The sequence below is a fragment of the Oceanibacterium hippocampi genome, assembly GCF_900172325.1.
Lineage (GTDB): Bacteria > Pseudomonadota > Alphaproteobacteria > Sneathiellales > Sneathiellaceae > Oceanibacterium > Oceanibacterium hippocampi.
On sequence record NZ_FWFR01000001.1, the window covers coordinates 23917 to 36975 of the forward strand.

Annotated in this window: 14 protein-coding genes; 9 read left to right on the forward strand and 5 right to left on the reverse strand. The window is 65.5% G+C overall.

Translation table 11 applies throughout. The features are described 5' to 3' along the window. Window positions 1-11: 11 nt before the first annotated feature. Window positions 12-539, reverse strand: a complete 528-nt coding sequence (locus OCH7691_RS00105; RefSeq protein WP_217807721.1) for a class I SAM-dependent methyltransferase — start codon at window positions 537-539, stop codon at window positions 12-14. Between the two features lie 109 nt (window positions 540-648). On the opposite strand from OCH7691_RS00105, the gene OCH7691_RS00110 reads away from it, so the two are divergent. Beyond that, window positions 649-1125, forward strand: a complete 477-nt coding sequence (locus OCH7691_RS00110) for a DUF1178 family protein (protein ID WP_085881407.1) — start codon at window positions 649-651, stop codon at window positions 1123-1125. A gap of 51 nt (window positions 1126-1176) precedes the next feature. Here OCH7691_RS00110 and OCH7691_RS00115 read toward each other — a convergent pair whose 3' ends face one another. Beyond that, complete coding sequence (locus OCH7691_RS00115; RefSeq protein WP_085881408.1) at window positions 1177-2058, reverse strand: peptidylprolyl isomerase; 882 nt, start codon at window positions 2056-2058, stop codon at window positions 1177-1179. A 285-nt stretch (window positions 2059-2343) separates the two neighbouring features. Between OCH7691_RS00115 and secA the strand changes: the two genes are divergently transcribed. The 6 genes from secA (at window position 2344) to OCH7691_RS00145 (ending at window position 8396) form a co-directional block, all read left to right on the forward strand. After that, window positions 2344-5097: a preprotein translocase subunit SecA gene (secA, locus tag OCH7691_RS00120; RefSeq protein ID WP_085881409.1), complete on the forward strand. Its 2754-nt coding sequence runs from the start codon at window positions 2344-2346 to the stop codon at window positions 5095-5097. A 13-nt stretch (window positions 5098-5110) separates the two neighbouring features. Beyond that, window positions 5111-5581, forward strand: a complete 471-nt coding sequence (locus OCH7691_RS00125; protein ID WP_085881410.1) for a MaoC family dehydratase — start codon at window positions 5111-5113, stop codon at window positions 5579-5581. 91 nt (window positions 5582-5672) lie between these two features. Continuing rightward, window positions 5673-6119: a tellurite resistance TerB family protein gene (locus OCH7691_RS00130; RefSeq protein ID WP_176244866.1), complete on the forward strand. Its 447-nt coding sequence runs from the start codon at window positions 5673-5675 to the stop codon at window positions 6117-6119. A 95-nt stretch (window positions 6120-6214) separates the two neighbouring features. Further along, the gene (gene fdxA, locus OCH7691_RS00135) at window positions 6215-6553 is read left to right on the forward strand and encodes a ferredoxin FdxA (RefSeq protein WP_085881412.1); all 339 of its coding nucleotides are present in this window, start codon (window positions 6215-6217) and stop codon (window positions 6551-6553) included. 466 nt (window positions 6554-7019) lie between these two features. Then, window positions 7020-7517, forward strand: a complete 498-nt coding sequence (locus tag OCH7691_RS00140) for a CarD family transcriptional regulator (RefSeq protein ID WP_085881413.1) — start codon at window positions 7020-7022, stop codon at window positions 7515-7517. A 72-nt stretch (window positions 7518-7589) separates the two neighbouring features. Next, window positions 7590-8396, forward strand: coding sequence for a hypothetical protein (locus OCH7691_RS00145; RefSeq protein WP_085881414.1), 807 nt, complete (start codon window positions 7590-7592; stop codon window positions 8394-8396). Window positions 8397-8409: 13 nt separating this feature from the next. Here OCH7691_RS00145 and OCH7691_RS00150 read toward each other — a convergent pair whose 3' ends face one another. Continuing rightward, entirely contained in the window at window positions 8410-9336 is a 927-nt protein-coding gene (locus tag OCH7691_RS00150; RefSeq protein WP_085881415.1) for a transcriptional regulator GcvA, read from the reverse strand. Between the two features lie 184 nt (window positions 9337-9520). On the opposite strand from OCH7691_RS00150, the gene OCH7691_RS00155 reads away from it, so the two are divergent. Further along, on the forward strand, window positions 9521-9949 hold the full coding sequence (locus tag OCH7691_RS00155; RefSeq protein WP_085881416.1) for a DUF1127 domain-containing protein: 429 nt from the start codon (window positions 9521-9523) through the stop codon (window positions 9947-9949). A gap of 69 nt (window positions 9950-10018) precedes the next feature. On the opposite strand, the gene OCH7691_RS00160 is transcribed toward OCH7691_RS00155, so the two are convergent. Continuing rightward, entirely contained in the window at window positions 10019-11509 is a 1491-nt protein-coding gene (locus OCH7691_RS00160; RefSeq protein ID WP_176244867.1) for a M48 family metalloprotease, read from the reverse strand. Window positions 11510-11558: 49 nt separating this feature from the next. Then, a complete protein-coding gene (locus OCH7691_RS00165; RefSeq protein ID WP_176244868.1) occupies window positions 11559-12338 on the reverse strand; it encodes a thermonuclease family protein in 780 nt (259 codons plus the stop codon). 91 nt (window positions 12339-12429) lie between these two features. Here OCH7691_RS00165 and OCH7691_RS00170 point away from each other — a divergent pair, with 91 nt between their 5' ends. After that, entirely contained in the window at window positions 12430-12948 is a 519-nt protein-coding gene (locus OCH7691_RS00170) for an acyloxyacyl hydrolase (protein WP_217807722.1), read from the forward strand. The last annotated feature ends 111 nt before the right edge of the window (window positions 12949-13059 follow it).

Consider the following 13059-nt stretch of genomic DNA (forward strand, 5'->3'; position numbering starts at 1 on the left):
TCGACGCTGACCTAGGGCGCGCGTCTGGCGGCAATCTGCTGCTTCACGGCCGGCTTCGGGTGCCTGACGAAACCATACCGATAGGCGATCAGGCGGAATCCGTCCTCCAAGGCGCCCAGAAGTTCGCCCCGCCGCAACAGGAAATCCGGATTGGACGGCCGGCCATAGCGCTCGTTCCCGACAGCGAAGGTATCGTAGAGGACGACCCCGCCGGGCGCGACCGAGGCGGCAAGTGCGGGAAAGAGCGGCCGCCAGAGATAATTGGCGACGATGACAGCGGCGAAGGTGCGGCCGGCGAACGGCCAGGAACCGGCCTCGAGGTCGGCCTCGACGATCTCCAGGCCCGCGATCCTGCGCAGATCGGCGAGACCGCTGCAATCCCGGTCGACCGCCGTGACCGGGTGGCCGCGACCGGTGAAGAAACGGGTGTGCCGCCCGCCGCCCGCGGCAACGTCGAGGACGGCGCCGCCCGGCTCCACCTCGTCGGCGAAACGGCCGATCCAGTCCGAAATGCCGCCTGCCCTTCCGTTCCCGCTCATGCTGCCCCGCCGCGCTCCTGTCATAATGACTTGTCGTGCCGACATCCTGTTGTCATCTATATCACGATGACCGGATCGTGATTGTACCCGCCGGCAGCGAGTGGAAGCGATGATCGTCTATGACCTGAAATGCCGCAATGACCACCAGTTCGAGGCCTGGTTCCGCTCGAGCGACGATTGCGACGAACAGGTTTCCGCCAAGGCGGTGTCCTGCCCGATTTGCGGCAGCAGCAAGCTGGAAAAGGCGTTGATGGCGCCGGCACTCGCATCCGGGCGCGGCCTGCGCGACGATCCGGCCGAGGGTCGCACGGAGGAACCCGCGGCCACCCGGCCCGCGCCCCAGCAGGTCGGCCAGTTCGCCGCCATGGGGGAAGCGATGCGCGCGCTGCGGGCGTTGCGCGAGCATGTCGAGAAGAACAGCGATTATGTCGGCGAGCGGTTTGTCGAGGAAGCCCGCAAGATCCACCACGGCGAGACCGAGAAGCGCAACATCTACGGCGAGGCGACCCTCGAGCAGGCGTCCGAACTGAAGGACGAAGGCATAGACGTGGCGGCGATCCCGTGGCTGCCACGGGAGAACGCCTGAAACCCAGGCGCCTCCCGCGGTCGATCCACCGACCGGGTCGTCAGACCCTGCTTAGTCGCTCTTGCTCTCGCTCTCTTCCGACTGACCTTCCGCGTCACCCGCGATCGGCTTGCCGTCCAGGCCGTAGATCGTGATCTCGGCCTTGTCCTTGAGCTTGCCGACCAGTTCGGCGACCACGTCCTGGGTCAGTTCCTGACGCAGCCCCGGTTCCAACTCCTCAAAGCTCGGCGGCGGCGCGTCGCGGCGATCCTCGACCTTGATGACATGCCAGCCGAACTGTGTCTTCACCGGCTCGGCCGACACCTCGCCGACCTCCATCGCGAAGGCGGCCTCGGCGAATTCCGGCACCATCTGATCCTTGGAGAAATAACCGAGATCGCCGCCCTCGGAGCCGGACGGACCGGTCGAGCGGGTCTTGGCGAGTTCGGCAAAGTCCGCGCCGTCTGCAAGTTCCTTGATGACCGCCTGGGCTTCCGCCTCTTCGGCCACGAGAATATGGCGGGCCGAGATCTCCTGCTTGGCCGGCATTTCCTTGATCGCCGCGTCGTAGGATTCACGCAGACGCTCGTCGGTCACGGCCGCCTCGACATGGCGGGTCAGGTAGATCTGCTGGACAATGCGGTCCTTCGCCTCGGCAAGCCGGTCGGCAACTTCCGGATCGTCGCCGAGCCCGTCGGTTTCCGCCGCGGCTGTCATCAGCTTGCGCTGGATGATCTGCTCGACGAGCGCGCCGTAGAGGACCTGGAACGGGTACTGCTTGTACTGGTCAGGCAGGCTCGCATAGAAGTTCTCGACGGCGCTGCGGTGGATCTCGTCGCCGTTGACGATCGCGATCACGGGATCGTCGGCGTCGCCGGACGATTGTGCAATCGCGTTGTTGCCCATGGCCAGGCCGAAGCAAAGGGCGGCAGCCGTGACAATGCCAAATCTCATAGGTCGGTTTCCTTTCGGGATCAGGATTGGCGGATCGATGCGGCCCTGCTCTTCCGGCACCCAGTCGATTGCCACCCGTCGGCGCTCGATCGCTGCCCGACAATAACGTCCGACGTCGACGGAGCAAGAGAAAGCCGCAACAATGCAATGTCTTGTGATCGACCGTAAACAGCAGCGTCGATTCGTTGACAGACATGCGACCGCCCCTTATCTGTCAGCGGGCTCCGAACGACCGGAGAGACGGCGCGAATGGCGTCGTTCAAGGAATTTTTAAGGATTTCGAGCATGTTCGGCGGCATTGCAAAAAGGCTGTTCGGCTCTGCCAACGACCGGGTAGTCAAGAATTACGAGAAGCGCGTCGAGGCGATCAACGTCCTTGAGGACGAGATCTCCGCGCTCTCCGACGAAGCACTGAGAACCAGGACCAGCGAGTACCGGGCTCGGATCGCCGGGGGAGCGAAGCTCGACGACTTGCTGCCGGAAGCCTTCGCGACCGTCCGCGAGGCCGCCAGGCGGGTGCTCGGCGAGCGCCATTACAACGTGCAGCTGATCGGCGGCATGGTTCTCCATGACGGCAAGATCGCCGAGATGAAGACCGGCGAAGGCAAGACGCTTGTCTCGACCCTGCCCGCCTATCTCAACGCGCTGAGCGGCAAGGGCGTTCATATCGTCACCGTAAACGACTACCTGGCCAGCCGCGATTCGGAATGGATGGGCCAGATCTACCGCTTCCTCGGCCTGACGGTCGGCTGCATCGTGCACGGCCTGGACGACGATGCGCGTCGGGCACAATACGCCGCCGACATCACCTACGCCACGAACAACGAGCTCGGCTTCGACTATCTGCGCGACAACATGAAGTTCCGCCGCGAGACCATGGTTCAGCGGCCCTTCAACTACGCGATCGTCGACGAGGTCGATTCAATCCTGATCGACGAGGCGCGCACGCCGCTGATCATTTCCGGACCGGTCGAGGATTCCTCCGAACTGTACCGGCGGGTCGACAAGCTGATCCCGGGCCTCACCGAGGACGATTACGAAAAGGACGAGAAGGCTCGGACCGTCGCGTTCACCGAAAGCGGTACCGAGAAGCTGGAGGCGCTGCTGCGCGAAGCCGACCTGATGCAGGGCGAGAGCCTCTACGACATCGAGAACGTGACGGCTGTTCACCACACCAACCAGGCGCTGCGCGCCCACAAGCTCTTCACCCGCGACACCGACTATATCGTCAAGGACGACAAGCTCATCATCATCGACGAGTTTACCGGCCGGATGATGGAGGGGCGGCGCTACTCGGACGGCCTGCACCAGGCGCTCGAGGCGAAGGAAGGGGTGACGATCCAGAACGAGAACCAGACGCTCGCCTCGATCACCTTCCAGAATTATTTCCGGCTTTACCCGAAGCTTGCCGGCATGACCGGTACGGCGGCGACCGAGGCCGAGGAATTCGCCGAGATCTACAGTCTCGAGGTCGTCGAAATCCCGACCAACGTCCCCGTCGCCCGTATCGACCATGACGACGAGGTCTACCGGACCGAAGGCGAGAAGGTTGCCGCGCTCCTCGAGGCGGTCAAGGATTGCAAGGAACGCGGCCAGCCGGTGCTGGTCGGCACGGTCTCGATCGAGAAATCCGAGATGCTGTCGGCGGCGCTGAAGAAGGCCAAGGTCGAACACCAGGTCCTGAACGCCCGCTATCACGAAACCGAAGCCGAGATCATTGCCCAGGCCGGGCGCCTCGGGGCGGTGACGATCGCCACCAACATGGCCGGCCGCGGCACCGACATCCAGCTCGGCGGCAACGCCGAGCTGCGCATCGCCGCCGCGCTTGAGGGCGTCGAGGGCGACGACGAGCGCGCTGCCGTGGAGACGCGCATCCGGGCCGAGGCCGCGGCCGAACGGGCCAAGGTGAAAGAGGCCGGAGGCCTGATGGTCATCGGCACCGAGCGCCACGAGTCGCGGCGTATCGACAACCAGCTCCGTGGCCGCTCGGGCCGCCAGGGCGATCCCGGCGCTTCGCGCTTCTACCTGTCGCTTCAGGACGACCTGATGCGGATCTTCGGCTCCGAGCGGATGGACGGCATGCTCCGCAAGCTCGGGCTCGAGGAAGGCGAGGCGATCATCCATCCGTGGATCAACAAGGCGCTCGAGAAGGCGCAGCAGAAGGTCGAGGCGCGCAACTACGACATTCGAAAGAACCTGCTGAAGTTCGACGATGTCATGAACGACCAGCGCAAGGTGATCTACGAGCAGCGCATCGAGCTGATGGAAGCCGACGACGTCGCCGAGACCGTCGCCGGTATGCGCCAGGAAGTGATCGACGGACTGGTCGCCGACCATATCCCGGAGAAGGCCTACCCCGAGCAGTGGGACAGCGAAGGACTGGCGAAGGAGGTTCGCCGGGTCTTCAATCTGGACCTGCCGATCGTCGACTGGGCGGCCGAGGAAGGCATCGCCGACGAGGAGATCCGCGAGCGGATCGGTCAGGCAGCCGATCGCAAGATGGCAGAGAAGGCCGCCAACTACGGCCGTGACGTCCTGCGCATGGTGGAGAAGAACCTGCTGCTGCAGCTTCTCGACCAGCACTGGAAGGAGCACCTGCTCCGCCTCGATCATCTGCGCCAGGGTATCGGGCTGCGTGCCTACGCCCAGAAGGACCCGCTCAACGAATACAAGCGCGAAGCCTTCAACATGTTCGATTCCATGTTGTCGCAGCTGCGCGAGAGCGTGACCGCACTGCTGGCCCATGTCGAACTGCGCATGGAATCGCCCGCCGCGGGCCTCGCGCCGCCGCGCGATCCGGACACCTCGGCGATGCAGCCGGAACATCTGGACCCGCAGACCGGGACCAACGAGTTCGCCGAGCCGGAACTGGAAACGGTCGGCGACGGCCCGGCAGAGCGCGCCCACCGCCCCGCCCCGAAGCCGGCAGAGCCGGCGGTCGATCCGAACGATCCGGCGACCTGGGGGAAGGTTGGCCGCAATTCCCTCTGTCCTTGCGGTTCCGGCAAGAAGTTCAAGCAGTGCCACGGCCGCCTGTGACGGCCCCGGACCGGTGAACGGCGAGCGATATTACGAGGATTACGCGGTCGGCCTGTGCTTCCGGGCCAACGGCGTGACCGTGACCGAGGCGCAGATCATCGAGTTCGCCTGCCTGTACGATCCCCAGCCGTTCCACATGGACCGGGTCGCGGCGGAAAGCTCGATCTATGGCGGCCTGATCGCCAGCGGCGTGATGGTGATGGGGCTGGGTCTGCGCATGCTGGTCCAGGCCGGCGCCCTGACACCGACCAGCATGGGCTCTCCCGGCATCGACCGCGTCCGCTGGCACCGCCCGGTACGCCCGGGCGACACGCTCTACGGCGTCGCCACCGTGACCGAGACGCGGGCCAGCCGATCGCGCCCCGACCTCGGCCTCGTTACCATGGATTTCGAGATTCTGAACCAGAGCGACGAGATCGCCATGCGCTGGACCGGCACCCAGCTCATCGCCCGCCGCCCGACGGATGCGGCGACGGCGTCGTAGGCCGGCGCGACGCGTCGGGCCACCTTCTTCTCCTTCCGGGTTGTGACCCGGAACAACCCGTGATAGGCCACCCGTGATGGTACTGGATCGCTTGAAATCACTGTTCGTCGGAATTGAATCCGGCGAGTCCCCGCGCCCGACCCGCGACGAGAAAGCCTTCTCGGCCGCGGCTCTCCTGGTCGAGGCCGCCGCCTTCGACGATCGGGTCGACAGCGAGGAGATGGCCACAATCCGGGCCATCCTGACCGACCGCTTCGCCCTGTCACCGGAAGAGGCCGGTGGCCTGCTGGAAGAAGCGCGGAACCTGCAGGCAACGAGCAACGACCTGCACGGCTTCACCCGCCGCATCAAGGAACATTTCCCGCCGGAAGAACGGATCGGCATCATCGAGATGCTCTGGGAAGTCGCCTATGCGGACGGCGAATTGCACGACTTCGAAGCAAACCTCTTGCGTCGCGTTTGCGGCCTGATTTATGTCTCTGACAGTCAGAGTGGCGCCGCGCGCAAGCGCGTCCTGGCGCGCCTCGGGCTTGAGTAACCGCCGATCGGCTTATCCGCCCAGGCGATCGGTTCCGGATCGTTTCCGGGCGCCCGTTGGAAAGACACCCGTGCCAGGGTGAAGGGGAGAGCAGAATGACCTACGTCGTCACGGACCCGTGCATCAAGTGCAAGTACATGGATTGCGTCGAGGTCTGTCCCGTCGACTGCTTCTATGAAGGCGAGAACATGCTCGTCATTCATCCCGACGAATGCATCGACTGCGGCGTCTGCGAGCCCGAATGCCCGCCGGAAGCGATCATTCCGGACACCGAGGGCGACGTCGATGTCTGGGTCGAACGCAACCGCGAATATTCCGAGATCTGGCCGAACATCACCCGCAAGGGCGAGTCCCCGGCGGACGCCGACAAGTGGCGCGACGTCAAGAACAAGTGGGACGAACATTTCAGCGAGAAACCCGGCACCGGCAGCTGAGCCGCCCTGCCGCGAAACGTCGCTCCGTCGGCCTGAGCCGGCACGCCGCCGAAACACGCATTGCGCGAAATTCGCATGGCTCCCATGCGCCGAAGTCACGGCGGCGGGCGGCGATCGCCCTTCATAGTAGAAATTCGTAATAATACGCCGGAAGTCGGCTTTCTCAACTTCCCCGCCGGTTCCCCCGCGACAATTTCGCCCCGACCCGCAAGAAATCACCCGACCGATCCCTCGGGACCACGGTGATTTGTTATTGGGCCAAATTGTGCTATATTTGTTACGGTAGAGCTTGGGGAGACGGGGTGACGATCTTGGTCGCCCGCCGCTGAGCGGGTAGCGTGTACACTTCGCCCGGCCCGGGTCCTTGCAGCTTCGTGTTAATGAAATGTAGTGCGCAGTCGCGCCTGTGAACATCAGGGGCGTGCGCTTGTTTTTGCGGCATTTTCAAAGGCGAGATCGGCACGACATGAGCAAAGCGCTGGAATTTTCTCCGAAGGACCACGTGGTTTACCCGACGCACGGCGTCGGGCAGATTTCCTCGATCGAGGAGCAGGAAATCTCCGGCATGAAGCTGAAGCTTTATGTCATCGAGTTCGCGCATGAGAAAATGACCCTTCGCGTGCCGATCGGGCAGGTCAAGAATGTCGGCATGCGCAAGCTCTCGACGCCGAAGAAGATGAAGACGGCGATCGAGACCCTGAAAGGCCGCGCCCGCGTGAAGCGCACGATGTGGAGCCGGCGGGCACAGGAATACGAAGCCAAGATCAATTCCGGCGATCCGATCTCGATCGCCGAGGTGGTCCGCGACCTGCACCGCAATTCCGGTCAGCCCGACCAGTCCTACAGCGAGCGCCAGATCTACGAGGCGGCGTTCGACCGGCTGGTTCGCGAGTTCGCCGCGGTCGAGGAGATCGACACGACCCAGGCCGGCGAGCGCCTGCAGAAGATCCTCGAAGTCGAGTAATCCCGTCGCGCGGCGCCCTGCGGAGCCGCCCCTGCGCCGCAGGCGCCCCCTATCGCGAGGTCGGTGACGGCGATGCCGCCACAAGGCAGCGAAGTATTCGCCAGTCTGGATCATGCCGGGCGCGTCTGGGCGGTCGCCCCGGTGGCCGGGCGGTCGGCCAAGCTCGCGCGCCTGCACGATCAGTTGGCCAACGCCTGGAGGCTCGGCGACCGGCTGGTCTATCTCGGTGATTACCTGGCGCCGGGCCCGGATATCGTCGGCACGCTCGACGAGTTGCTGATGTTCCGGCGCGAGCTGCTCTGCCGCCCCGGGATGGAGCCGGGCGACATCGCCTATCTGCGCGGCGCGCAGGAAGAAATCTGGCGCAAGCTGCTCCAGCTTCAGTTCGCGACCGACCCGATCGGCGTCTTCGACTGGATGCTGCGCCAGGGCATCGGCGCGGCCATTGAAGCCTATGGCGACGACGTCGAGCGGGCGCGCAATCACTTCCGTGCCGGCGCCCAGGCGACAACCCGCTGGAGCGGCGAGATGAGCGCCCGCATGCGTGCCCATCCCGGCCATGACGATATCCTCGCGGGCCTCCGGCGCGCTGCCTACACGGCCGAGGGAACCCTGCTGTTCGTCCATGCGGGGATCGACCCGGATCGTCCACTCGCCGCCCAGAACGATACCTTCTGGTGGGGCAGCCGCCGCTTTGCCGACATGGCCGAACCGTACGAGGGCTTCCGCCTGGTGGTGCGCGGCCGCGACCGGGAGCGACATGGCGAGGGCGCGGGAACCTACTGGCTGACGATCGACGGCGGCAGCGGCGACACCGGCACGCTCAACGCCGGCTGCTTCTCTCATGAAGGCGAACTCGTCGACCTGATCGAGGTCTGACGGCCACGGCCGATCAGATGATCGGCGTCTCCCGCGTCGTCTCCTCGAACAGCCAGTCGCGGAAGGCCACGACCTTTGGCCGCTCCGCGTGCGCCGGCGGGTAGACGATATAGTAGGCAAATTCGGTCGCTTCATAGGCCTCGGCCCTGAACGGCCGCACGAGACGCCCTTCCGCCAGCATGCTTTCCGCCACCGCCCCGGACAGCAGCGCCACGCCCTGGCCGCCGAGTGCCGCCTGCATGGCGAAACCCTCGATCGTGAAGCGCGGCCCTCGATCCACGTCGATCCCCTTCAGGCCGGCCGCCGTTATCCAGCTTCGCCAGGTGGTCGCGGTTGCCTGGTCGCCGCCGCGCCATTGCACGTGAAGCAGCGTATGGCGTGCCAGATCCGCCGGCGCCTTGAGCGCATTCGGCCCGTTCAGCAGCTTCGGGCTGCACACCGGAAAGACGGTTTCCGCCATCAGCCGATGCGAGATCAGACCCGGATACTTGCCGCGGCCGTATCGCAGGCCGAGGTCGACACGCTCGCGGACGAAATCGACCAGCGCATCGTTCGCATCGATCCGGACATCGTACTGCGGCCAGGCCAGCCGGAAACGCTCCAGCCGCGGCACCAGCCAGCTTGCGCCGAACGACGGCATCACGCTGACGGTAAGGATCTCACTGTCGTGGGGCAGCCGCATCAGGTCGACCGCCTCGGCGAACCGATCCATGGCCTCCCGGAGCGATGGCAGTGCCGCCCTCCCGGCTTCCGTCAGCAGCAGTGACCGGGTCAGGCGCCGGAACAGCGGCACCCCGACGAAAGACTCCAGCAACTTGACCTGCTGGCTGATCGCCGCCGGGGTCACCGCCAGTTCGTCGGCCGCCTTCTTGAAGCTCAGATGGCGGGCCGCCGCCTCGAAGGCGCGAAGCGAATTGAGCGGCGGCAGGCGACGGGTCACGGCGGATCCATGCAATAGATTTTCTTATTCATTCTCGCAGGTAATCTCGTTTGTCCAGCCACGTTCTGCGCCCGATATTCCAGTTACAAGATGAAGCAACAGCAGGCCGACAGCCTCTTCACATCATATCGCGTTAGATTTTCTTGTGAACCGGACGGCTGCTCAGACGCGAAAGGCAAGCAAGATGGAGTACTGGACAAGCTGGCATGCGCTCGACGACAAGTACCGCAACGGTCTCATCGTCGCGCGGATCGAACGGGCCCGGACCTTCCAGGGCCTGGGCAACCGGATCGCGCGCGGACTGGTCGCAGTCGGCGTCCTCGGCCGCGAACTGGTCGCCGCCGCCGCCCGTTACCGGCTGGAACGGCGGACACGGGCCGCGCTGGAGCACCTTTCCGATCAGGTCTTGAAGGATATCGGCGTGCCGCGCGGCGATATCCATGCCATCGCCCGGGCCGCTGCGGGCAAACGCGAGGTCGCCTTCACGGAGAGCCGGTGGGTCCAACGCGTCGGGAGCCCCGAGCCAGGGCACACCAATGACTTCATCCACGCGCCCCGGACGAACCGTCCGGCCGCGAACGATCGGACGGGCCGCAAGGGTAACGCGGCCTGATGCCCGGCTGCGACGGTCACCGGAACCCGCCCCGGCGGTGGCCGTCGCAGAACCGGCCTTGGATCGTTCTCAGGGGCCGGCCTGGATCGTCTTGATGACCGGCGGCAACGCGCCGGTCCCCGGTGCGAGACCGTTCAGGACCGCCAGCCGCTCGATCTTGAAGTCATCGAAGGGCAACAGGGCGGCATAATCCGCGAGGGTCCTGCCGGCGCGGGTCTCCTGCAGCCTCACCCGAAGCGGCTCGACCGCGCTCGCTTCCGCCGCGCTCAAGCCGCGGAAGCTTTCGTAGCTGTCCTCTATCGCCCGCTCGAGACCCCGGTAACGGCGGGAGGCGGTGACGAACTGGAAGCGGTAGATTTCGCCCGGCCGGAGTTCCACGGCGACCAGATCGACGACCACCGGCTGATTGCGCAGCGTGCCGGTCAGGCGACCGGTTGCGGATGGCAGGCCCGGCACCGGTCCGAGCCTGAAATCCTCGAGCGAATAATCCCGCAGCCAGTTGCGCCGCATGTAGCGGGCCATGTCGCCGGCATAGCGTTTCGCCACCTCCGGATCGCGCTCGCGGTCGAACAGCACGACATCGCCCGCCTTGCTGCCGGCAACCACCGCGGCCGGCGAATTCTGCAGCATGTAGCCCGGCGGCACGGCGAAACGGAAGCCGAGGTCCGGATGCACGAACTCACGCCCGCGAACGAGGCCCTGCTTCGGATCGTCGCCGTAGAGCAGGCCGTCGATTTCCGACAGATAGCGCTGCCGACCGGGATCGCGGGGCCCCTCGACCCCGGATTCAGTGGCGAGCTTCGTCGCATCGGCCACGCGCTCCGAGGTCAGCGGATGGGTCTGCGCCCAGGAGAATTGCTCATCCTCGTCCTTGCCGGCGATCTTCCGCGCGAGCGCGCTCTGATCGCCGAGCTTCTTCAGGAACCCGGCCATCGCGTCGGGCGGATAGCCGGCGCGCACCAGGTAACGGATACCGAGCGCGTCGGCCTGACTCTCCTGGTCGCGCGAGTAGCCAGCCAGATAGAGCCCGCCGACCTGGCTGCCGAGCTGGCCGACGGCGCTGCTGCCGGAGAGAATCGCCGCAGCGGCACTGAAGATACTGACGCCGATCGCCCGTGTCTGGCGCTGCGCCCCGTGACGCGCCGTGACATGGCCGATCTCGTGGGCCAGCACGCCGGCAAGCTGCGCCTCGTCATCGGCGAGCGCGAGCAGGCCGCGCGTCACGTAGACATAACCGCCCGGCAGCGCGAAGGCATTGACCACTTCGCTGTTGAGGACGGTGAAGGTCCAGCCGATATCGGGCAGCTCCGAAACCTTGGCGAGCCGGCCGCCGAGGGCCGCGACATAACCGCCGATTGCCGCCTCGTCGTAGGGACCGCCGAACTGCGCGAGAACATTCGGATGCTGGCTCTGGCCGATCTTCTTCTCATCGGCCGGGCTGACGAAGGTGACTTCCGACTGTCCGGTCGCCGGATTCATTGCCGTACAGGCGCCGAGCAGGACCGGCAGTGCGACGAGCGCGAAAAGCGTGAGCGCGAACCGGAATTCTCTGAGCGTCATCGGTTGATTGCCTTGTCGTCCGTCTGAGGAAGTGGATGTCGCACAGATACTAACCTGAACCGGATCCGTCGGGCGACCAGTACCGGATACCGTCAGGCGCGAGGATCTCGATGCTGGCCGGGTGGTCGAGCTCCAGGTAGGGGCCATTATACCAGCGGAGCCAGCCGCGCACCCGGACGAGGCGACCCTGCAACGCCTCCAGCCATGTCATGGCACCGAGCGCCCGGGCCCGGGCGAGCCGCATGCCGATGGTGAAATCGCGCCGCCAGTCGTCGCCGAAATTGAGCCAGATCCAGCGTTTCGAGCGGGCTACTTCGCGGACCCGGCCCTCGACGAGGCCGAAGCGGTCGAGCAGGCCGACATTCGTCGCGTCGCGGACCCGGAACTCGGCTTCGCCCCAGAGGCCCTTGCGGGCGAAACGCGCCGCCGCCTCGGCGGACAGCAATTGCGGCCAGCCGGCCGGCGGCTCGCCGGCGAAATCGACCCGCGCAAGGCCTTCGCCGAGCAGATCGATCTGGAGCGGGGCGCCGTCCCCGCCCAGCACGAGCCCCCTCGCCCGGCCATAGCGATCCTCTGCCGGCGCGGTCTCGAGCAGGGTCAGCGGTCGACCGAGTGCCCTCTCGCGAAGCCGCGTCACCGCCGCGTCGGCGAAACGTTGCTGGGCGGTCCCTGGGGTTTCCAGGCCGGCGAGCCTGACCGACCGGCCATCGGCGAGCACCAGCACCCAGTCGGCCTCGACCCGGAGCACGGTTACCGTTTCGGCCGAGGCCGCGCCGCCGGCCGGCTGCAGCCACAGCCCGGCCAGCAGCAAACAGGCGCCCAGCCACAAACGGCGTCGTCCTGCGGCAAACGGTTGGTATTCCGCCGCACTTCTCATAGACTGCCGCCGACACGACAGCCAATCTGGGGGAACGAGGATCGTGAAGCGACTTACCGGGATCATCGCGGGTCCGGGCATTGTGATGCTGGCCATGCTTATTGTCGCATTGGCGCCGCGCACCGCAAAGGCTGACGATCCGGCCTTCCTCGCCTTCTCCGCCGGATACTTCGACATCCTCGCCAAGGACGACACGGCGTTCGAGGGACGGGTGGAGTATCGTTCCGACTACAAGCTCTGGTTCGTGAAACCGTTCGTCGGCCTCACCGGAACCTCCGATGGCGCGGTTCATGCCTATGGCGGCATTCTCAGCGATATCTATTTCGGCCGCCGCTGGGTGCTGACGCCGAGCTTCGCGCCCGGCTATTTCCACGACGGCGGTGGCAAGGATCTCGGCTCCGAGATCGAATTCCGCTCGCAGATCGAGCTCTCTTACCGATTCGACGACCGGTCGCGCCTCGGAATCAGCTTCAACCACATTTCCAATGCCGGGATCGGCGACGCCAATCCGGGCACGGAGACGCTGGCGATCACCTACGCGATCCCGCTCGGCGGCGACTGAACCGCATCGCGACGGCGGGCGTCGCCACCATCGCGACCTTCCCGATTTTCACCGATCCGACCGCGGCCAGGTTGGCGGATTTCATTTATCATTATTTCACACATAGATTAT